The sequence below is a fragment of the Pseudomonas sp. ASL4 genome (assembly GCF_056680395.1).
Genome location: NZ_CM155280.1, coordinates 2,889,667 through 2,908,582, shown reverse-complemented (window position 1 = coordinate 2,908,582; position 18,916 = coordinate 2,889,667). Strand labels below are relative to the sequence as shown.

The 18,916-nt window shown below is 58.6% G+C and carries 21 protein-coding genes and 1 pseudogene; 11 read left to right on the top strand and 11 right to left on the bottom strand.

What is annotated here, in order from left to right:
• The first annotated feature begins 18 nt into the window (after positions 1 to 18).
• Positions 19 to 1,032 (top strand): alpha/beta hydrolase, encoded by a 1,014-nt coding sequence (locus tag AC1MEW_RS13230; protein WP_480426623.1) that lies wholly within the window; start codon positions 19 to 21, stop codon positions 1,030 to 1,032.
• A gap of 121 nt (positions 1,033 to 1,153) precedes the next feature.
• Here AC1MEW_RS13230 and AC1MEW_RS13225 read toward each other — a convergent pair whose 3' ends face one another.
• Together AC1MEW_RS13225 and earP are read right to left on the bottom strand one after the other, a co-directional pair.
• Positions 1,154 to 1,723, bottom strand: coding sequence for an elongation factor P (locus tag AC1MEW_RS13225; protein ID WP_032626910.1), 570 nt, complete (start codon positions 1,721 to 1,723; stop codon positions 1,154 to 1,156).
• 48 nt (positions 1,724 to 1,771) lie between these two features.
• Positions 1,772 to 2,914 (bottom strand): elongation factor P maturation arginine rhamnosyltransferase EarP, encoded by a 1,143-nt coding sequence (earP, locus tag AC1MEW_RS13220; protein ID WP_480426622.1) that lies wholly within the window; start codon positions 2,912 to 2,914, stop codon positions 1,772 to 1,774.
• A gap of 124 nt (positions 2,915 to 3,038) precedes the next feature.
• On the opposite strand from earP, the gene AC1MEW_RS13215 reads away from it, so the two are divergent.
• Both AC1MEW_RS13215 and AC1MEW_RS13210 read left to right on the top strand, forming a co-directional pair.
• A complete protein-coding gene (locus AC1MEW_RS13215; protein ID WP_201205473.1) occupies positions 3,039 to 3,449 on the top strand; it encodes a hypothetical protein in 411 nt (136 codons plus the stop codon).
• 14 nt (positions 3,450 to 3,463) lie between these two features.
• On the top strand, positions 3,464 to 3,946 hold the full coding sequence (locus AC1MEW_RS13210) for a GreA/GreB family elongation factor (RefSeq protein ID WP_201205475.1): 483 nt from the start codon (positions 3,464 to 3,466) through the stop codon (positions 3,944 to 3,946).
• Between the two features lie 6 nt (positions 3,947 to 3,952).
• On the opposite strand, the gene cysB is transcribed toward AC1MEW_RS13210, so the two are convergent.
• The 5 genes from cysB to AC1MEW_RS13185 form a co-directional block, all read right to left on the bottom strand.
• Entirely contained in the window at positions 3,953 to 4,927 is a 975-nt protein-coding gene (gene cysB, locus AC1MEW_RS13205; RefSeq protein ID WP_054052018.1) for an HTH-type transcriptional regulator CysB, read from the bottom strand.
• A gap of 230 nt (positions 4,928 to 5,157) precedes the next feature.
• Positions 5,158 to 5,661: a universal stress protein gene (locus AC1MEW_RS13200; protein WP_201205477.1), complete on the bottom strand. Its 504-nt coding sequence runs from the start codon at positions 5,659 to 5,661 to the stop codon at positions 5,158 to 5,160.
• Positions 5,662 to 5,756: 95 nt separating this feature from the next.
• Positions 5,757 to 6,662: a 5'-nucleotidase gene (locus tag AC1MEW_RS13195; protein WP_201205479.1), complete on the bottom strand. Its 906-nt coding sequence runs from the start codon at positions 6,660 to 6,662 to the stop codon at positions 5,757 to 5,759.
• 24 nt (positions 6,663 to 6,686) lie between these two features.
• Entirely contained in the window at positions 6,687 to 7,643 is a 957-nt protein-coding gene (locus AC1MEW_RS13190) for a putative 2-dehydropantoate 2-reductase (RefSeq protein WP_480426621.1), read from the bottom strand.
• On the bottom strand, positions 7,640 to 8,026 hold the full coding sequence (locus tag AC1MEW_RS13185; RefSeq protein ID WP_480426620.1) for a YbbN family protein: 387 nt from the start codon (positions 8,024 to 8,026) through the stop codon (positions 7,640 to 7,642). Before AC1MEW_RS13185 ends, AC1MEW_RS13190 begins: the two co-directional genes overlap by 4 nt.
• Between AC1MEW_RS13185 and AC1MEW_RS13180 the strand changes: the two genes are divergently transcribed.
• A complete protein-coding gene (locus AC1MEW_RS13180; RefSeq protein WP_201205485.1) occupies positions 8,025 to 8,468 on the top strand; it encodes a PilZ domain-containing protein in 444 nt (147 codons plus the stop codon). The two genes, AC1MEW_RS13185 and AC1MEW_RS13180, sit on opposite strands and share 2 nt — an antisense overlap.
• Before the next feature lie 161 nt (positions 8,469 to 8,629).
• Positions 8,630 to 9,706 carry a 3-deoxy-7-phosphoheptulonate synthase gene (locus AC1MEW_RS13175; RefSeq protein WP_149660118.1) on the top strand — a complete coding sequence of 359 codons (1,077 nt, stop codon included), beginning with the start codon at positions 8,630 to 8,632 and terminating at the stop codon, positions 9,704 to 9,706.
• A 62-nt stretch (positions 9,707 to 9,768) separates the two neighbouring features.
• Here the strand turns inward: AC1MEW_RS13175 and AC1MEW_RS13170 are convergent, their stop codons facing one another.
• Complete coding sequence (locus AC1MEW_RS13170; RefSeq protein ID WP_020800382.1) at positions 9,769 to 10,056, bottom strand: GNAT family N-acetyltransferase; 288 nt, start codon at positions 10,054 to 10,056, stop codon at positions 9,769 to 9,771.
• Positions 10,057 to 10,697: 641 nt separating this feature from the next.
• Between AC1MEW_RS13170 and oprI the strand changes: the two genes are divergently transcribed.
• Complete coding sequence (gene oprI, locus AC1MEW_RS13165) at positions 10,698 to 10,949, top strand: outer membrane lipoprotei OprI (RefSeq protein WP_002553018.1); 252 nt, start codon at positions 10,698 to 10,700, stop codon at positions 10,947 to 10,949.
• A 124-nt stretch (positions 10,950 to 11,073) separates the two neighbouring features.
• Here oprI and AC1MEW_RS13160 read toward each other — a convergent pair whose 3' ends face one another.
• The 3 genes from AC1MEW_RS13160 to AC1MEW_RS13150 all read right to left on the bottom strand — a co-directional run bounded on the left by AC1MEW_RS13160 (position 11,074) and on the right by AC1MEW_RS13150 (position 13,360).
• Positions 11,074 to 12,045 carry a L,D-transpeptidase family protein gene (locus AC1MEW_RS13160; RefSeq protein WP_201205487.1) on the bottom strand — a complete coding sequence of 324 codons (972 nt, stop codon included), beginning with the start codon at positions 12,043 to 12,045 and terminating at the stop codon, positions 11,074 to 11,076.
• Positions 12,046 to 12,405: 360 nt separating this feature from the next.
• Positions 12,406 to 12,699 (bottom strand): hypothetical protein, encoded by a 294-nt coding sequence (locus AC1MEW_RS13155; RefSeq protein WP_003226812.1) that lies wholly within the window; start codon positions 12,697 to 12,699, stop codon positions 12,406 to 12,408.
• A 55-nt stretch (positions 12,700 to 12,754) separates the two neighbouring features.
• On the bottom strand, positions 12,755 to 13,360 hold the full coding sequence (locus tag AC1MEW_RS13150) for an arylesterase (protein ID WP_201205495.1): 606 nt from the start codon (positions 13,358 to 13,360) through the stop codon (positions 12,755 to 12,757).
• Between the two features lie 10 nt (positions 13,361 to 13,370).
• Between AC1MEW_RS13150 and AC1MEW_RS13145 the strand changes: the two genes are divergently transcribed.
• From AC1MEW_RS13145 to AC1MEW_RS13125, 5 genes and pseudogenes are all read left to right on the top strand, one after another.
• Positions 13,371 to 14,054: an ABC transporter ATP-binding protein gene (locus AC1MEW_RS13145; protein ID WP_201205497.1), complete on the top strand. Its 684-nt coding sequence runs from the start codon at positions 13,371 to 13,373 to the stop codon at positions 14,052 to 14,054.
• Positions 14,054 to 16,558 carry an ABC transporter permease gene (locus AC1MEW_RS13140; RefSeq protein ID WP_480426619.1) on the top strand — a complete coding sequence of 835 codons (2,505 nt, stop codon included), beginning with the start codon at positions 14,054 to 14,056 and terminating at the stop codon, positions 16,556 to 16,558. Before AC1MEW_RS13145 ends, AC1MEW_RS13140 begins: the two co-directional genes overlap by 1 nt.
• Before the next feature lie 34 nt (positions 16,559 to 16,592).
• Positions 16,593 to 16,760: pseudogene (locus tag AC1MEW_RS13135) on the top strand (transcription elongation factor GreB); the annotation flags it as partial.
• Between the two features lie 623 nt (positions 16,761 to 17,383).
• Positions 17,384 to 17,758 (top strand): helix-turn-helix domain-containing protein, encoded by a 375-nt coding sequence (locus AC1MEW_RS13130; protein WP_480427223.1) that lies wholly within the window; start codon positions 17,384 to 17,386, stop codon positions 17,756 to 17,758.
• Between the two features lie 170 nt (positions 17,759 to 17,928).
• Positions 17,929 to 18,378 carry a hypothetical protein gene (locus AC1MEW_RS13125; protein WP_480426618.1) on the top strand — a complete coding sequence of 150 codons (450 nt, stop codon included), beginning with the start codon at positions 17,929 to 17,931 and terminating at the stop codon, positions 18,376 to 18,378.
• Positions 18,379 to 18,916: the final 538 nt, after the last annotated feature.

Below are 18,916 nucleotides of genomic sequence, written 5' to 3'. Positions count from 1 at the left end.
CCCGAACAGGAAACGACCATGAACACATTCAGCAAAGTCTTGACCGGTACCCTTCTCGCACTGTCCGTCCACAGCGCATTTGCAGGCGATGGGGTTGAACACAACACCCAGGCGTTCCTCGATGCTCTGAACGCCGGCACCGGCAAACCGATGGAACAGCTCACACCTAAAGAAGCCCGCGCGGTTCTGGTGGGTGCGCAAGCCGGGGTGAAACTGACGCTGCCAAAAGCCGATGTCAGTCAGAAGACCATTCAAGTCGATGGTCAACCGATTAGCCTGACCATCGTCCGGCCAGCCGGGGTCAAGGGCGAGCTGCCAGTGTTCATGTTCTTCCATGGCGGCGGCTGGGTGCTGGGGGATTTCCCGACCCACGAACGGCTGGTTCGGGACTTGGTAACGGGTTCGGGTGCGGCGGCGGTGTTCGTCAATTACGCCCCGTCGCCGGAAGCGCACTACCCGGTGGCGATCAACCAGGCCTACGCCGCCACGAAGTGGGTGGCCGAGCACGGTAAAGAGATCAACGTCGATGGCAAACGCCTGGCGGTGGCGGGTAACAGTGTCGGTGGCAACATGGCCGCAGTGGTTGCGCTGATGGCCAAGGACAAAGGCACGCCGGCCATCAAGTTCCAGGTGCTGCTGTGGCCGGTTACTGATGCAAGCTTCGAGACCGCGTCCTACAACCAGTTTGCCGAGGGGCACTTCCTCACCAAAAACATGATGAAGTGGTTCTGGGACAACTACACCACCGATGTCCAGCAACGTAACGAGATCTACGCGTCACCGCTGCGGGCGACCACCGCACAGCTCAAAGGCCTGCCTCCGGCGCTGGTACAGACCGCTGGCGCCGACGTGTTGCGCGATGAAGGCGAGGCCTACGCCCGCAAACTCGACGAGGCCGGCGTGCCGGTCACGGCGGTTCGCTACAACGGCATGATCCACGACTACGGGTTGCTCAATGTGGTGAGTCAGGTGCCGGAGGTGCGTTCGGCGATTCTGCAAGCGTCCGAAGAACTCAAGCAACATTTGAAATAGAGTAAAAGATCGCAGCCTCGTTTCACTCGAGTGAAACGAGGCTGCGATCTTTTGATCTTGATCTTCCAGGCACAAAAAAGCCCGACTCAATGGTCGGGCTTTTTCATTACTCAAGCTGTGCTTATTTAGCACGGCCTTTGTAGGAACCGCCTTCGCGGGTGTCGATTTCGATGCGATCACCGATTTCGATGAAGTCGGCAACTTGCAGCTCAGTACCGTTGCTCAACTTGGCAGGCTTCATGACTTTGCCGGAAGTGTCACCGCGAGCGGAACCTTCGGTGTAGTCAACTACGCGCACGATAGTGGTCGGCAGTTCTACGGAAACCAGGCGCTCTTCGAAGAAGATCGCTTCGCAAACATCGGTCATGCCTTCTTCAACGAAAGGCAGAACGGCTTCGATGTCCTCAGCGTTCAGCTCGTACATGGTGTAGTCAGTGGTGTCCATGAACGTGTAGGTGTCGCCGCTGATGAAGGACAGGGTCGCTTCTTTACGGTCGAGGATTACGTCGTCCAGTTTGTCGTCAGCGCTGTAAACGATCTCGGTCTTGTAACCGGTCAGCAGGTTCTTCAGCTTGGTCTTCATGATCGCGCTGTTACGACCGGACTTGGTGAATTCAGCTTTCTGAACCAGCCAAGGATCGTTTTCGAGACGGATCACGGTACCGGGTTTCAGTTCTTTACCAGTTTTCATTGCGAATATCCGAATTTGGATGGGATTTACAAAAATCTAGGCCGCGTATCATATCCAATTTACATAAAACTGTACCAGCGCTGCGGCAAGATCAGCCTGCAAGGCTTGTTCCAGACACCACGCCTCGGCATGTTTTTCCAGCTCCGGCCAGTGTTTACGGGTCGCAAGCCACTGGTCGGCCATGTCTTCGCCAGCATTCCACGCCCGCCAAAGACCGCTGATCGCCTCGCTGGCCGGCGTCGACAAGCCTTTTGTATAGAGCGCGATGAAGGCTTCGAGCTTCTCCAGGTGCACATCTTCTTCCTGCTGATAGATGTGCCAGAGCATCGGCCGCCCTGCCCATTGGGCGCGGACAAACGAGTCTTCGCCGCGTACAGCATTGAAATCGCAGCACCAGAGCAGGTGATCGTATTGATCCTGCCGGACGAACGGCAGCACCTGAACAGTCAGTGCATCGCGCACATGCAGCGCACCGGCCACCAGGCCGCTGACCCCGAGCCAGCGTTCGACATCACCGAGAATCCGCCCTTCGGGCACCAGCAGATGCGTGGGTGTCGGGTCGGTCGACAGCCTGTCAAGCCAGCTCGCCAGCCCAGTGTTTTCGTAGGCAAACAGCGAGATCAACCGGGCTGCGGGTGCACGATCAACGCCCAAACCTTGCAGGAATTCTCGCTGGGCTTCGGGGCTTTGCTGAAACTGCCGACGCCGCTCCAGCAATCCGCTTTCACGCAGCAAGCCACCGGTGTCCTTCTGGAACCCCGGGAAGAAGAAGTACTTCTGCACGCTCTTGTACTTCACCGACGGCAAACCGTGACAACCGATGACCCAGTCCTCGGCGCTTAGGTAATCCAGATTCAGCCACAACGGCGGTTTCTCCCGCTCGACCATGGCGTCCATGTACACGCCGGGCAGTTGGCAGGCGAACGCGGCGATCACCACATCAGCGGCATCAACCGGTTGCCATTCGGCTGGCCAGTGACACACCTCGACTCCCTGCTGCCATTGCTGGGGCGCATTGATGTCGATTTCCGGGCACAGGCGTTCGAAGGCGCGCAGGTCGTCAACCCATAGGCGCACGACCACAGAATGTTCGGCCACCAGTTGCCGGGCCAGGCGCCAGGTCACGCCGATGTCGCCAAAGTTGTCGACCACCGTGCAAAAAATATCCCAGCGGGTTTTCAGTTCAGGCATTGCGGGCTCCCGTTGGCAAAGGCGCCGATTGTCCGCATAAATTACCCCGTGCAGAAGAGCCGACGGCGATTAATCTTCGTGCGACAATCGCCATCCGCCCGCGACTACCCGCCAGGAGGCAGCCATGCCCTACCGTCCCAACCCGCGCCGCCCGTTGCCGATTCGCCTCAATGCCATGCAATTGACCGCCAGTATTGCCGTGGGTCTTTGGCTGGGGTTCATCGCCATCGCGCTGACCTGTTGGCTCGCTTCGCGTTTTTTGCCCTCCGAGCAATTGGCGCCCGTGGCTCAGGTCGTCCAGCGGCTGACCCAACCGACGGCAGTGGTGCAACCGGTGCCGGACATCCCGCCTCAGAGCCCGCTGTTCGAACAATACAAAGAAAACCTGCGCAAGAACGAACAGCAACAAACCCTGGATCAGGCCCGCACGAATAACCGCAACCTGTCGAATCCGAAATGCCAGTTCTGGCTGCAACAGGACCAGACCGCGCCGAGCGAAAAAAGCCGCGCCAACGTCCTGCAATTCTGCGATTGATCATGAAGCTCTCTATGCACAAGCCGACCGTCCACCAACTGATTCTCGACAAGCTGCGCATCGATCTCGACATCGCCGAACGCGCTGCGCAAACCGCCTACGAAACCGCGACCCACGAAGAAAATATCGCCGAAAACAAGTACGACACGTTGGGGCTGGAGGCGTCTTACCTCGCGGCCGGGCAGGCGAAACGGGTCGAGGAAATCCGTCATTCACTGACGCTGTGCCAAAACCTGACATTGCGCCCGTATGACGATCAGCGCGGTATCGAGGTCGGCGCCCTGCTCGGCCTGGAGGACGAGAAGGGTCGTGAACAATGGCTGTTCCTGGCCCCCGATGCGGCGGGTTTGAAGGTTGACTTGGTGGGGCAGATGATCACCGTCATCACCCCCCGCTCGCCGCTGGGCAAAAGCCTGCTGGGCAAGTTCGAAGGGGACGATGTGGAGATTCTGGTGGCGGGCGCTCGGCAACAGTTTGCTGTCACCGAGGTTGTGTAAGGCAGATTAATGGACTGGTAATTCGACGCCGTCGAACAGCTCTTCCAGTTCCTGCTTGTTGTGGCACTGAATGGCTTTGGCCATGACTTCGCGGGTCAGGTGCGGGGCAAACTTCTCGATGAAGTCGCACATGAAACCACGCAGGAACGTGCCGCGACGGAAACCGATTTTGGTAATACTGGACTCGAACAGATCGCTGGCATCAAGCATCACCAGGTCGCTATCGAGTTTGGCGTCGACCGCCATTTTGGCGACGATGCCCACGCCCAGACCCAGGCGAACGTAAGTCTTGATCACGTCGGCGTCGGCGGCGGTGAACACCACTTTCGGCGTCAGGCCACGATGGCTGAAGGCTTCGTCGAGTTTCGAGCGGCCGGTGAAACCGAACACGTAGGTCACGATCGGGTATTCGGCCAGGGCTTCGAGGGTCAGCTTCGGCAGCTTGGTCAGGGGGTGCCCCTGAGGCACAACCACGCAGCGGTTCCAGCGGTAGCACGGCATCATCACCAGGTCGCCGAACAGCTCGAGGGCTTCGGTGGCAATGGCAAAATCAACGGTGCCGTCAGCGGCCATTTCGGCGATCTGCATCGGCGAACCCTGGTGCATGTGCAGGGCTACGTCCGGGTATTGCTTGATGAAATTGCTGATCACCGGCGGCAGCGCATAACGCGCTTGGGTGTGGGTGGTGGCGATCGACAGGGTGCCTTTCTTCTCGTTGGAGAATTCCTGGGCGATCTGCTTGATGCTTTCAACCTTGCGCAGGATCTCGCCGGCGGTGGTGATGATACGCTCGCCGGCCGGGGTGACGCGGGTCAGGTGCTTGCCGCTGCGAGCGAACACCTCAACGCCCAATTCGTCTTCCAATAGGCGGATCTGCTTACTGATGCCCGGCTGCGAGGTGTAGAGACTTTGGGCTGTAGCGGAAACGTTGAGGTCGTGGTGCGCCACTTCCCAGATGTAGCGCAATTGTTGAAGCTTCATATGAATCCCTCAAAGCAGGTAGACGCCACGGGCATCAGCGACGGTATATAACTATATTAATGGCTTGAAGAATAAATCTAGAACTTTTTTATCAAAACGCCATTATTCGTGTTCTGGCGTCCTGCTTCGTGAATACGCTCCTCTTTTGACGAGGGACTGTTGCTGCCAGGCAACGCACCATGGCAGTAACAGGCCCCGTCAAAAAGGAACAGTATTTGCGAAGCAGGACACTAACGATCACCTTGGCGCCGACGTTCCACCAACGGCACCAGATAGACCGGCACCCGCGCCAGTTGCAGCACACGCGCCGCCGTACGCCCCAAAGGTGTTTCCGCACCAGCACGATGGCTATGACTACCTAGGATCAGCAAATCCACCGAGAGTTTCTGCGCCTGCTCAAGAATCACCTGCGACGGATCGCCCTGAAGCACCCGCACCGCTTTGATCCGCTCCAGATCCTGCTCGCCCTCCTCCCCCAGCTCTTCACGAAAGCTTTCGAGCACCCGTTGCTCAATATTGGCGATTACCGTGCTCAGGCCCTGACTGTGAAACTCGTTCAGCGCCTGTTCATCGAGATAACTTTGCAGCACCGATTCGGCGAACAGCCCCATGGGTTCCACCGCGTGCACCACATACAAGTCGGCATTGAATGTTCGCGCCAATGCCAAGGCGTGCTGCATCACCAAAGGTGCGTACAGGCCGAGGTCGGTGGCATACAGCATGGAACCAATCATATGACCTCCTTGCGTGCCAACTTGGCGGAGATTTGATTCAGCTTAGCAGTGCCTTGGCGTGTACGACGGGCCGCGTAACGCCTTGAAGCAAGGGCTTAAACTTTCTGCTCGTTGCTGATGCCGTGAGGCACATGACCGGTGGCGACCACTTCGCGAGCCAGTTCGCAATGGCCGGCCTGATCATCGAAAAACACGTCGGCGGCAAAGGCTTCCAAAAACGCCGCTTTGGTCAGGCCGCCGAGAAACAGCGATTCGTCCAGGCGAATGTCCCACTCGCGCAGCGTGCGGATCACGCGCTCGTGGGCCGGTGCTGAACGTGCAGTTACCAGCGCCGTGCGGATCGGGCAAGCGTCGTCGGGGAATTCGCGCTGCAACAGATTGAGCGCCGCCAGGAAGCCTTTGAACGGCCCACCGCGCAAGGGCTCGCGGGCAGCTTCACGTTCACTGGCCTGAAATGCCGCAAGGCCACCCGATTGATACACGCGCTCCGACTCGTCGGAAAACAGCACCGCGTCACCGTCGAAGGCAATGCGCAATTCGTCACTGGCCGCACGGCTCGCGCCGCCCGACAGAATGGTCGCGGCGGCAAAGCCGGCATCGAGTGCGCTGCGCACATCTTCGGCATGAGTCGACAGAAACAGGTCGCAACCAAAAGCCTTGAGGTACGGATAAGGACTGCGCCCGCCGACAAACGCCGCACGGGAAATCGCCAGGCCGTAGTGGTGAATCGAGTTGAACACCCGCAGGCCGGTGTCGGCACTATTGCGCGATACCAGCACGACTTCGACCCGGGCGCGGCCAAGGCTGGTGTTGAGTTTCAGGAGTTTTTCCACCAGCGCAAAGGCATCGCCGGGCTCGAGGATCTCGTCTTCGTGCTCGATCTGGTATTGCCGATAGGCTTCGACGCCGCTCGACTCATACACCTTGTGGCTCTCGCTCAAGTCGAACAACGCTCGCGATGAAATCGCCAGCACCAACTTGTCATCTATGTCCTTGGCCATGCCCTTCCCCTCTGGTTGATCGACTTAAACGTTTCGTCGATCGATAAAACCAAGCGCCCGATACAAGGCCTCGATGCGCGGCAATTCACATCCCGCCGCTTTCGCCGCCGCCAGGGGCCGAGCGTAGATCGCTTCCAGCTCCAGCGGTCGTTTGTGCTGGAAATCGTGGTACATGCTCGGCCAATAGTCGGGCATTTTTTCGGTCACCATAAACAGGTGATCGGCATACCCGGCCGGGATGTCGTGACCGCAGGCGATTGCGCCCCGAACCACTTCGGCCATCAACGCCTTGATCAGTTCCCGACTGTCGGCGTCGGCCATCAGCGGTGTAGTGCTCGCCCCAAGCAGCACCGACAGACCGTTGTAAGGGATATTCCAGACCAGTTTTTGCCAGCGCGCCTGATGCAGGTTCGGCATGCCCTGAGAGTCGATGCCAGCCGAGCGGAACAATCCTGCGCCCTCTTCGACGATTGCCTGGCGGGCCTGCTCATCACCGGCCGGGCCACTGTGATAGCCGACATTCACCGCGCCGAGCGCCTGATGGGTAATGACGCCAGGCCCGGCGCGATGGACGCAGATAAAACAGAGCCCGCCAAGCACGTGCAGCGAATCGGGGAGCAATTCGCGCAAGCTGTCCTCAACATCCAGGCCGTTTTGCAGCACCAGTATTTTGGCATCGGGTGCGGCGGCCTGGAGGATGGCCGGTGCGAGATCGGCGTTGCTGGTGGTTTTGGCGCCGACCAGCAGCCAGTCGCAGGACGGCATGTCCTCGGCACACGAATAGGCCTGGGCCGGGTTCAGGCTCAGCGCGCCATGCACTGCACTGTTGAGTTGCAGGCCGCGCTCGGCGACCGCTGAAAACTCACTGCGCAACAGAAAATGCACATCGAAACCGGCGCGCGCCAGCATCACCCCGTAGAAACCACCGATCGCGCCGGTCCCGATAATACCGATTGTCGGCTTGGCAACTGCTCCCATCATGGCAACTCCTCAGCAATTCGATTCAGCGCCTGCACTACCGCCTCATTAAGTTCGGTGCTGGTCAGGCGCGACTGTACCGCCCCAAAGAACTCACCGTCGCGCACCACAAACAGCGCCGGCAAATGAAAGACCTCATAACGTTCCACCAACCCGCCATTGTTGCCGGCGTCGATCCAGCACAACTGATCGACCACCAGATCAAGCCTTGGCAATTGCTCGCGGGCAAAACGGCAACTGGCGCAGCCGACGCTGGTGAAAATCACCAGTGAAGTACCGCTCATCGCCAGCAGCCGTTGGTCGGCGTCGAAATCGGTCAGTTCCGATTCGAACACTATACTGGGGGAAACAATGTCAAATGGGCGACACAGGGAGTCCGTGTTCATGGGACGTTTTCTTCCTCATCCTGACGATGTGCCCGTGGAGCTGACGCTACTCAAACATGAGTGCATTTCACGGCAACGGCTGCACACTATCAGCCTCGGCGGCATGGCTTGCAATTACCACCGCGCCTGGCGCCACGGCACGGCGCTGGAAGTTCGCATGCCGACCTTGAACCCCGACTTGCGTTACCTGGGCTATGTAGCCTGGTGCCTGCGACGAAAGCGCGGCTATCTGGTGGGCATTGCCTTTGTTGACGAGCAGATGCTGTTCAGTGCCCGGATGGGCGAACAGGCATGCCAGATCGAACGCTATTGCCGCCTGCACGAGGTGCAGGAGGACTTGCAGGATATTCAAGCGCTGGCCCTCGAATGGGTCCAGCAGCATGCCGACGAGTTCTCCCACGACACGGTTCGCAAGGCTTTTGCACAGCCTGTGCTGGATTAGGTCCACGCGCAAACTAACTGAGAATGCCCCCTAAACCAGTGTTTGCCCATTGTCGAGCCACGGTGTAACGCGCTAAGGTTCCGCTCCCGACGCGCTTAATTTGCTGTGCTCCGCCGCGCGGGTTCGCTGGCGGCCGGCACCCGTGACCTGACGAGTAAACGATGGCTGATTTACCGATCAACGACCTAAACGTCGCTTCCAACGAGACGCTGATCACCCCTGATCAGCTCAAGCGTGATATCCCTCTGAGCGACGCTGCCCTGCGCACCGTGACCAAAGGCCGCGAAGTCATTCGCAACATTCTTGATGGCACCGACCACCGCTTGTTCGTTGTGATCGGGCCTTGCTCGATCCACGACATCAAGGCTGCCCACGAATACGCCGAGCGCCTGAAAACACTGGCCGCCGAAGTGTCCGATACCTTGTATCTGGTCATGCGCGTGTATTTCGAGAAGCCACGTACCACCGTTGGCTGGAAAGGTCTGATCAACGATCCGTACCTGGACGACTCGTTCAAGATTCAGGACGGTTTGCACATCGGTCGCAAATTGCTGCTGGACCTGGCCGAGATGGGTCTGCCGACCGCGACCGAAGCCCTCGACCCGATCTCCCCGCAATATTTGCAGGACCTGATCAGTTGGTCGGCCATTGGCGCGCGCACCACCGAATCCCAGACTCACCGTGAAATGGCCTCCGGCCTGTCCTCGGCAGTCGGCTTCAAGAACGGCACCGACGGCGGCCTGACCGTGGCGATCAACGCCCTGCAGTCGGTTTCCAGCCCGCACCGTTTCCTGGGCATCAACCAGGAAGGTGGCGTGTCGATCGTCACCACCAAGGGCAACGCCTACGGTCACGTGGTATTGCGCGGTGGCAACGGCAAGCCGAACTACGATTCGGTCAGCGTCGCACTGTGCGAGCAAGCGCTGAACAAAGCCAAGATCAAGCCAAACATCATGGTTGATTGCAGCCACGCCAACTCCAACAAGGACCCGGCCCTGCAACCACTGGTGATGGAGAACGTCGCCAACCAGATCCTCGAAGGCAACCAGTCGATCATCGGCCTGATGGTCGAGAGTCACCTGAACTGGGGCTGCCAGGCGATCCCGAAAGACCTCGCCGATCTGCAATATGGCGTATCGATCACCGATGCCTGCATCGACTGGTCTGCCACCGAAAACACCTTGCGCAGCATGCATGCCAAGCTCAAGGACGTGCTGCCGAAACGCGATCGCAGCTGATCGCCGTTTTCTGCGCACACAAAAACGCCGGGCTAAACCCGGCGTTTTTTTATGCGTTGTGTTTACTGGCTCAGCTTGGCAGCGTGCCGCTGGTGACGCTCCATGTAGCGCTCCACGTAGGAGCACGATGGAATGACTGTGTAACCCATTTCCTCGGCGTACTGCAGCGCCTGCTCGGTCAATGCCGCCGCAATGCCGCGGCCACGCAAGGCGTTGGGCACGAAAGTGCGATAGATATCCAGGGTCTGTTTCCCCAGATCCATATAGGTCAGGTAGGCACGATGACCGTCCACATTGGTCTCGAACTGATGACCAGCCTGGTCATGGTGGATGGACAACGCCTCGCTCATCACTACTCCTCGCGGGTCTTGGATTCTGACCCCTACCTTACCGATGTTTTTCCGGCGAAGGAACATCTACGCCACCCTGTGCCTGAATGGACACCGAGAAGAGCTGCACCTATCTCGCGCAACCGGGCACGTATCAAATAGTAGGCACCATTGGCAGAAATGCTCAAGGTGCGCTCGTCATCACGTTGGGGGCGGCAGGTACGGCTCCGGGTTACGCAGGGACGGCTCGACCGAGGATCTTCCCCGGGTCGAAAGCCTGAACATTGCCGGATGTTGAGACTTAAGACGAGCGCCCTTTGTTAAAGTCACCTCAACATGCAGAAAGATATGAGAGGCGCTGCGCAAAATCCGAACAAAAGTGTAGACGACAGCATGTAGACAGACTTTAACAAAGACTGAAAATACCGCCTTTTTGATCGGGAACTTTTTGCGCACGGCTCGCTCAGCTCGGGCTTTCTAGCTGGATATTTTTTATCCAGCGCAGTTAAAAGTTGCTCGAAAAAGAATCAACGCCTACAATTTTTTTTGCTTCTTGCTTTACGTCAGTTTACTTACGACAAGTAATGGGTAGTATGTACGCCGGCTATTTCCTCACTCTGAGGAGACAGCTACTTAATAGAAAGTCCTTGAAGGGGAACACGATGAACAACGTTCTGAAATTCTCTGCTCTGGCTCTGGCCGCAGTTCTGGCTACCGGTTGCAGCAGCGTATCGAAAGAAACCGAAGCACGTCTGACCGCTACTGAAGACGCAGCTGCTCGCTCCCAGGCTCGTGCAGACGAAGCTTACCGTAAAGCTGATGAAGCTCTGGCTGCTGCTCAAAAAGCACAACAGACTGCTGACGAAGCTAACGAGCGTGCTCTGCGCATGCTGGACAAAGCTAGCCGCAAGTAATAATCCTTCGGGGTTGTTATCAAGCCGATCCATTTATGGGTCGGCTTTTTTTATGCCTGGCGTTTAGTCCCAGGCATAAAAAAACCCGCCGACACAGCCTGCGTCGGCGGGTTCTTTTCAGCGTTTACTGCTGCAGGTCGATCGGCGCACTCGACGCCATCGGTGCAGAAGTATTCGGCACGGCAATCTCTACCGGCATGCCATCTTCGGCAGCAACCACGTCACGCACCACATCCCAGTTCATGCGCAGGTTGTTGGTGATGTCTTCACGCTTGAGCATCGCGTTGATCACGGCGGTGTGCTTGTCGACCACCGACGGGTTGCCGTTGTCGTCCAGCGGCGTATGCGCCTCCAGATAAACCTTGCCGCCACTCATGCCGAACTTGTACGGGTCGTTGATGATCCGCACCGACGTACCGACCGGCACCATGCCCGCCATTTCCAGCACGTTGTTGTTGAACATGCGGAAGCAGCCGTGGCTGGTGCGCATGCCGATACCGAATTTTTTGTTCGAGCCATGAATCAGGTAGCCCGGCGTGCCGAGGCTGAACTTGAACGGCCCCAGCGGGTTATCAGGGCCGGCCGGCACCACATTCGGCAACGGGTCACCATCAGCGGCGTGCTCGGCCTTGATCGACGCTGGGGGGGTCCAGGTCGGGTTAGGCGTTTTGGCGGTGATGGTGGTGTGAGCGATTGGCGAACCCCAGCCTTCACGACCGATACCCAGCGGGAAGGTGTACACCACGTTCCGGCCTTTCGGGTAGTAGTAGAGACGGTATTCAGCCAGGTTGATCACAATGCCTTCACGCGGACCCGGCGGCAGGATGAAGCGGGTCGGCAGAATGATTTCGGTGCCGGCGCCCGGCAGCCAGGCATCGACGCCCGGGTTGGCCGCGACCATTTCCGAATAGCCCAGATCGTAAGTGGTACCAAGGTCGGCGAAGGTATCTTCGTACTTGGCCTTGATCACTTGCACCTGACCGATGATGTCTTCACCAGGGGGTGGTAGAGGCAGCTCCAATGCTGAAACAGGACCGGCCACACAGAGGGCAGCAAGGGTCAAGCAGCGGGTGACGGCGGGAAAGCGCGGCAACATCCGGAAAATCCTTCGCATGAACGACTAGAGGTATAAGACGGCGATTGTACACCGACACCCGTAAATTCGGGGAGATCGAGAACATTGCAGGCGATACATGACGTTTTTTTCATGTGGGCTTGTTTGGCGAAGGGACTTGGCCTAATCCCAATGAATTGAGGACGTCTGGCGTCGAACTCATACCTGTGGCGAGGGAGCTTGCTCCCGCTGGGCTGCGCAGCAGTCCTGAAATCAGGCAACTGGTTCTATAGATGGACCACATAGTCGGAATTGAGGTCCGCTTCGCGACCCAGCGGGAGCAAGCTCCCTAGCCACAGGGACAATGGTCACCTGTAACTTACCGGCTTCTGCCACCGCAGTCTAAAGCTCGAAACGTAACTCAGGCCAGATCGGCGAGGTGCCGCGTTTTTGCGACTCGAGGATGGCCCGGCACAACGAGCACAAACGCTGATCCTGAAACACCCTGCGGTCCACACTCGACCAGCGCGGTTGCGCCGGCAGCAAGCTGCCGCAGAGGGTCCGGTCCGCCGAGCCGCCGAGTTCCAGCTGACGGGTCACCAGATGCACCCGCACTTCCTGGCAGGCGAACAGATCCAGCTGCTCGTCAGGCTCGATCAGTTGGTAGGCAAAAAGGGACCAGGCGGGACGCGGCATCGGGGGCTCCAAATCGGGGCGCCACCTTAGCCGAAACACCGCCACTAGAAAAGCGTCAAAGCAGCGGTTTCAGTGTCGGCCAGACATTTTCCAGCAACTGGCCCTGAGCCCCTGCCGCCGGGTGCAGGCCATCGGCTTGCATCAGCTCCGGATGACCGCCGATTCCTTCGAGAAAAAACGGCACCAGCGGGATCTTTTTCTCGGTGGCCAGGTTGCCGTAGACCTCGGCAAAGGCTTCGGTGTAGCGCTTGCCGTAGTTGGGTGGCAATTGCATGCCCAGCAACAGGACCTTGGCGCCACTGGCCCGGGAGCTGTCGATCATCGCCGCAAGGTTTTGTTGCAATTGTGTTGGCAGCATTCCGCGCAAGCCGTCGTTGCCTCCCAATTCGAGGATCACCAACTCGGGTTTATGCTCTGCAAGCAGCGCCGGCAGGCGTGCCTGGCCTCCGGCACTGGTGTCGCCGCTGATGGAGGCGTTGATCACTTTATCGTCGAAACCTTCGCGCTTGAGCCGTTGCTCAAGCAGCGACACCCACCCCAAACGGGTATCCAGTCCGAAACCGGCGCTGATACTATCGCCAACGATCAGGACTGTACCCGCCGCTGCGTTCTGGGCCATGCACATCAAGGCCAGGCCAGCACTCAAAAACCACACACGCATCGGATTCTCCATGGGCGCAAGCATTCTCACCGCGAAGAACCTCAGCAAAGTGGTTCCCAGCGCGGAAGGTGAACTGACTATCCTGCACGAACTCAGCCTGGAACTGAACAAGGGCGACAGCCTGGCCATCGTTGGTGCCTCCGGTTCCGGTAAATCGACCCTCCTGGGCCTGCTCGCCGGCCTCGATCTGCCGAGCAGTGGCGAAGTCACCCTCGCCGGCCAGGCCCTGAGCAATCTCGACGAAGATCAACGCGCGCGCATCCGCGCCGAGCACGTGGGTTTTGTCTTTCAATCGTTCCAGTTGCTCGACAGTCTTAATGCGCTGGAAAACGTCATGCTGCCGCTGGAACTCGACGGCCGCAAAGACGCCCGGGAGCGCGCCACCGAATTGCTGCAACGAGTTGGCCTGGGCCAGCGCCTCACCCACTCGCCACGCCAGCTCTCCGGCGGTGAACAGCAGCGCGTGGCCATTGCCCGTGCGTTTGCCGCCGAACCTGACGTGTTGTTTGCCGATGAACCCACCGGCAACCTCGACAGCCACACCGGCGAGCGCATCAGCGACTTGCTGTTCGAACTGAACCAGGAACGCGGTACGACCCTGGTGTTGGTAACCCACGACGAACGCCTGGCACATCGCTGCCGGCGCCTGATCCGCCTTGAAGCCGGCCTGCTGGTCGCCCCTCTGGAGCCTTGATGGCACGCTTGCCGCTATTGCGCCTGTTCAGCCTCGCCATCCGCCAACTGCTGCGCGACGCCCGCGCCGGAGAGCTGCGGGTGTTGTTCTTCGCCTTGCTGGTGGCCGTGGCGGCGAGTACTGCCATCGGTTATTTCGGCGCCCGCCTCAATGGCGCCATGATGCTGCGTGCCACCGAGTTTCTCGGTGCCGACCTTTTGCTCGAAGGCAGTTCACCTGCGCGCCCCGAGCAGATCAAAAGCGGTACGGAGTTGGGCCTGGAACATGCGCAGGTGGTGGAATTCTCCAGCGTCATCGCCACGGACAAGGGCATTCAGCTGTCCAGCATCAAGGCGGCCGACGATGTCTATCCACTGCGCGGCGAACTGAAAAGCGCCCCCACGCCATTTGCCCCGGAAGTTTCCGGCGGCGGGCCAAAACCCGGCGAAGCCTGGGTCGAAGCACGCCTGCTGACGGCTCTGGATCTGAAGATCGGCGACAGCATCGACGTCGGCATGAAAACCCTGAAGCTATCGCGGGTGTTGACGTATGAACCGGACCGCGCCGGCAATTTCTACAGCCTGACGCCGCGCGTGTTGATCAACCTCAGCGACCTTACGGCGACTGGCGTGGTGCAGCCCGGCAGCCGGGTCAGTTATCGCGAACTCTGGCGCGGCAATGCCCAGTCGCTGGAAACCTATCGGCAACTGGTCAAGCCGGGCCTCGCCGCCAACCAGCGCCTGCAAGATGCCCGGGATGGCAACCGACAGATCGGTGGTGCACTGGGCAAGGCCGAGCGCTACTTGAACATGGCCAGTCTGGTGGCGGTTTTGCTGTCCGGTGTGGCCGTGGCGCTGTCAGCGACACGCTTCGCCATGCGTCGATTCGATGCCAGCGCCTTGCTGCGCTGTCTGGGTCTGTCCCGTCGGGAAACCATGCTGCTGTTCAGTTTGCAGCTGACAGTGCTTGGCTTGCTCGCCAGCCTCAGCGGCGCCCTTCTCGGCTGGTTGGCGCAACTCGGGCTGTTTGCGCTGCTGCATGACTTGCTGCCCACTGACGTTCCACCGGGCGGCTTGCTGCCAGCCATTGCCGGGATCGGCACCGGGCTGGTGGCACTGGCCGGTTTCGCCCTCCCACCGCTGGCCGCCCTTGGCCGGGTACCGCCATTGCGCGTATTGCGTCGAGACATGCTGCCAATCCCGTCCAGCACCTGGATGGTCTATGGCGCGGCGCTGGGCGCACTCGGGTTGATCATGTGGCGTTTGAGTCTGGACCTGGTGCTGACCTTCGCCCTGCTGGGCGGTGGCGTGATCGCTGCGGTGGTGCTCGGCGGCTTGCTGCTGTTGCTGCTCAATAGCCTGCGTCGAATGTTGGCCCGTGCGTCGTTGCCGTGGCGCCTGGGTCTGGGCCAACTGCTGCGTCATCCATTGGCGGCCGCTGGCCAATCCCTGGCCTTCGGTTTGATTCTGCTGTCCATGGCGCTGATTGCATTGCTGCGCGGCGAGCTGCTGGACACCTGGCAGAACCAGTTGCCGAAAAACGCACCGAATTATTTCGCGCTGAATATTCTCCCGGCGGACAAACAGGCGTTCACCGATCGGCTGATCGAACTGTCGGCACAATCGGCGCCGCTGTACCCGGTGGTACCAGGCAGGCTGATCAGTATCAATGGCGAAGCGGTGCAGGACATCGTCAGCAAGGATTCGGCCGGTGACCGGGCGATCCAGCGTGACCTGAGCCTGACTTGGGCGGCGGACCTGCCAGCGGGCAACAAGCTCACTTCGGGAACCTGGTGGACCGAACAAACGCCGGAGGATGTTCCCGGTGTGTCGGTGGAAGGCAAGGTTGCCGAGAGCCTGAAGCTCAAGCTGGGCGATCATCTGGTGTTCACCGTCGGCGGGGTCAATCGCGAAGCGAAAGTCACCAGCCTGCGGGAGATCAACTGGGACAACTTCCAGCCGAACTTCTTCATGATCTTTCAGCCTGGCACGTTGAAAGATCTGCCCGCGACCTACCTCACCAGTTTTTATCTGGCAGCCGGTCACGATCAGCAGATTGTCGATCTGTCCCGGGCGTTCCCGGCGGTCACCATTCTGCAAGTTGAAGCCTTGCTGGAACAGCTGCGCAGTATCCTTGCCCAAGTCACCCTGGCGGTGGAATACGTGTTGTTGTTCGTGCTGGCGGCGGGCATGGCCGTGCTGTTCTCCGGCCTGCAAGCAACACTGGATGAACGAATTCGCCAAGGGGCGCTGTTACGCGCCCTAGGGGCCGAGCGCCAATTGCTGGTCAAGGCCCGGCGCATCGAGTTCGGCTTGCTCGGCGCCGTCAGCGGCCTGCTGGCGGCCCTGGGTTCGGAGCTGGTCAGCCTGGTGCTTTACCGTTACGCCTTCGACCTGCCCTGGCACCCGCATCCGTGGCTGCTGGTGCTGCCATTGATCGGCGCGGCACTGATCGGCGGTGCCGGTGTGTTCGGCACGCGTCGCGCCCTGAACGCCAGCCCCCTGACAGTCCTGCGCGAGGGTTGATAGACTCCAGCACTCTCTACCACAAGAAGTCGCCATGAGCCGTTATCGCCCTCCCCGCACCGCTGGCACCGCGCTGATCACCCCCGAAGGTGAAGCGCGGATGCGTGCCGAGTTTCACGAACTCTGGCACGTGCGCCGACCGCAGGTAACGCAATCGGTCAGCGAGGCAGCGGCCCAGGGTGATCGCTCGGAAAATGCCGAAAACAACCTATAACCCCACCACCCATACTATTTCAAATGCAGCCCTTATAAATCAAGGCCTCTAAAATAGTACACATACTCCTAACAGCATACTATTTCGAGTATGCGGCCTCTTCTGACTGCTTACAATTTTTACATTTTAGCCTGCAGCAAGCGGCTCAATTCCTCTCTCCTCTCCAAAAGCGTCCTCAGATTTAGGGGGATCAATAGGCAAAGCGAAGGTGCAACAGCTTGTCATCTCGTACTCACGACCAGCTAGCGAGATCGGCAGGGACAGGGGCAGGAGAAGCCTCGATCAGATCGTTGCACGAGATCACTGACCGCCCCCTAAAAAGAACTCCAACTCTTCTCTATCGTGACAGCTTATCGAATTTGCCGGCGCGGCCATGGCACTTTGGTAGCCAGCCATCAGCAACGTAGAAGTGAAAAGGCGCCCACTGGCAAGCCATTCATTTTTTACAAGCAACGAGAGAGTGATGCTCATTCGATCAGCGCATTTTAATGCGCCACTACCTACCACTCATCGCGCATCAGTGCATTATAATGCGCCAAGCGAGAGCATTCCGCTCAATTTGAATACGCCTGCTGGATACGTCTGAAAGAATGGGGGTTGATGTGAAGGAGATGACTCTAGAAGAGCGCAAGGCCTACATTCAAGCAGTGGCCGATGAGGTCGCCCAGGGGAAACTGACGCTTGGCGGCGCCGTTAAGCGTCTTCGTGAAAATCTTCTGGGTGTGAGCCAAGAGCGGTTCGCGCTGGCCAGCAAAATTTCAAAGCGGGCTCTGTCGCAGTTGGAGGTCGATAGCGGCAATCCGACTCTCGCGACCCTGGACGCTGTATTCAAGAAGTTCGGTCTTAAGATAAGCCTGGCTCACCTTTATCCTGCAGACCTCAACGCCGCAGTTGCCAGGAAAAACAAGGCTGGATTTGGCATTCCCACAGTTACTCCTGCGCGACCTCCCTCCCCCTCCTCAAGTGAGCTGATTAAGGCGCGCTAACCACCTGTTTGTTTAGGGAAGCCTCATAGTCAGGCGTAATTACGCCCCGCCCCTATCCAACGCCAAAGGTGACCCAGGGAGGGTTGCCGCAGCGCCTCAACGAGCACGTCGCTCATAGCGTGTACCCGACGCCACCTCTATTAACATGCAGATACGTAAAAGGGATTGGAATGACAGAAGAAGCTCAAGGTAAAAGCAAGGTCGATGCTGCTCAAGCCATCTCCATTGGCTTGATAGAAAAGGCCTGGGAGTTCAAATGGGGTATCCAGTTGATCTACATCGCACTGTATGCCGATACGGTGCTAGCTTGGTTTCTTCACAAGAATTTGCTGTCGGTCACTACGGGCAGCACACAGATATGGGAATCGGTTGGCGCCCTCCTCTTGGCAATAGCAGGATTCGGCCTCACCGTTTCGTTCGTCATCCCACTTTTTTCTGAGTTTTTGAAAGCACTCATCATCGAGATTTCGCCTGCTTTCCTCTTGAATTCTTTCAGGGAGCGCGACGTCGGGCCTGGCGAAGTATCGCTCCATTATTTGCACACCGAAGCATTACGGACGAGCGATGACTTCCTCATGGCGATCTATCGGAAAAGAACTCTATCTGGATTCGCAAGCTGAACGATCAGCGACAAGCTACGTCTCTCCTCATTGGCTTGGTACTGTTAACAATTTCGGATATTTGGGTGGGCTATGCGTCTGGCACTGAGACACTAATCCTGTGGCTCGCCAGAGGGCATGAAGTGCCTTTTTACCTGTATCTGGCCTTAGCTATATTCACCCTGCCCGTTTTTTCGATCCTTAAGCCCTGGCCCCGGGCCTATGCCTATCATCCACGCCTATGCAGACAGAAGGATCAAGAACGAAAGGAGCTGTATGGCTCAGATCGGACTACGCGATTGGGATAATCCACTTCAAATACTGCGAGCGTATGGAGGAGTGGGTGGTGTGATGAGGGATTAGGCGACATAGATAGCGTCACCTCCCACTTGCGCGCGGGTTGGCATTATCATCGCTGAAAAAGTTTCACTACGGATGCCTGTAAAGGCTCCATGAAGGTCGGAACAGAGCCCCCCCCGTTAGGGGCACCCTGACGACTACAGAGGAACCACCTTGGTCGGGTAAGCGTGTTAGAAATGGTTGATAGTGAGAATGGTAC

Excerpts from the sequence above, each read along its gene's own strand:
- AC1MEW_RS13225 (WP_032626910.1), bottom strand. The coding sequence starts at position 1,723 with ATGAAAACTGGTAAAGAACTGAAACCCGGTACCGTGATCCGTCTCGAA.
- AC1MEW_RS13145 (WP_201205497.1), top strand. The coding sequence starts at position 13,371 with ATGGGCGCAAGCATTCTCACCGCGAAGAACCTCAGCAAAGTGGTTCCC.
- AC1MEW_RS13170 (WP_020800382.1), bottom strand. The coding sequence starts at position 10,056 with ATGAGCGAGGCGTTGTCCATCCACCATGACCAGGCTGGTCATCAGTTC.
- AC1MEW_RS13180 (WP_201205485.1), top strand. The coding sequence starts at position 8,025 with ATGGGACGTTTTCTTCCTCATCCTGACGATGTGCCCGTGGAGCTGACG.
- AC1MEW_RS13155 (WP_003226812.1), bottom strand. The coding sequence starts at position 12,699 with ATGCCGCGTCCCGCCTGGTCCCTTTTTGCCTACCAACTGATCGAGCCT.
- AC1MEW_RS13215 (WP_201205473.1), top strand. The coding sequence starts at position 3,039 with ATGCCCTACCGTCCCAACCCGCGCCGCCCGTTGCCGATTCGCCTCAAT.
- AC1MEW_RS13130 (WP_480427223.1), top strand. The coding sequence starts at position 17,384 with ATGACTCTAGAAGAGCGCAAGGCCTACATTCAAGCAGTGGCCGATGAG.
- AC1MEW_RS13175 (WP_149660118.1), top strand. The coding sequence starts at position 8,630 with ATGGCTGATTTACCGATCAACGACCTAAACGTCGCTTCCAACGAGACG.
- AC1MEW_RS13200 (WP_201205477.1), bottom strand. The coding sequence starts at position 5,661 with ATGATTGGTTCCATGCTGTATGCCACCGACCTCGGCCTGTACGCACCT.
- AC1MEW_RS13195 (WP_201205479.1), bottom strand. The coding sequence starts at position 6,662 with ATGGCCAAGGACATAGATGACAAGTTGGTGCTGGCGATTTCATCGCGA.
- AC1MEW_RS13150 (WP_201205495.1), bottom strand. The coding sequence starts at position 13,360 with ATGCGTGTGTGGTTTTTGAGTGCTGGCCTGGCCTTGATGTGCATGGCC.
- AC1MEW_RS13190 (WP_480426621.1), bottom strand. The coding sequence starts at position 7,643 with ATGATGGGAGCAGTTGCCAAGCCGACAATCGGTATTATCGGGACCGGC.
- earP (WP_480426622.1), bottom strand. The coding sequence starts at position 2,914 with ATGCCTGAACTGAAAACCCGCTGGGATATTTTTTGCACGGTGGTCGAC.
- AC1MEW_RS13230 (WP_480426623.1), top strand. The coding sequence starts at position 19 with ATGAACACATTCAGCAAAGTCTTGACCGGTACCCTTCTCGCACTGTCC.
- AC1MEW_RS13160 (WP_201205487.1), bottom strand. The coding sequence starts at position 12,045 with ATGTTGCCGCGCTTTCCCGCCGTCACCCGCTGCTTGACCCTTGCTGCC.
- AC1MEW_RS13140 (WP_480426619.1), top strand. The coding sequence starts at position 14,054 with ATGGCACGCTTGCCGCTATTGCGCCTGTTCAGCCTCGCCATCCGCCAA.
- AC1MEW_RS13210 (WP_201205475.1), top strand. The coding sequence starts at position 3,464 with ATGCACAAGCCGACCGTCCACCAACTGATTCTCGACAAGCTGCGCATC.
- oprI (WP_002553018.1), top strand. The coding sequence starts at position 10,698 with ATGAACAACGTTCTGAAATTCTCTGCTCTGGCTCTGGCCGCAGTTCTG.
- AC1MEW_RS13125 (WP_480426618.1), top strand. The coding sequence starts at position 17,929 with ATGACAGAAGAAGCTCAAGGTAAAAGCAAGGTCGATGCTGCTCAAGCC.
- AC1MEW_RS13185 (WP_480426620.1), bottom strand. The coding sequence starts at position 8,026 with ATGAACACGGACTCCCTGTGTCGCCCATTTGACATTGTTTCCCCCAGT.
- cysB (WP_054052018.1), bottom strand. The coding sequence starts at position 4,927 with ATGAAGCTTCAACAATTGCGCTACATCTGGGAAGTGGCGCACCACGAC.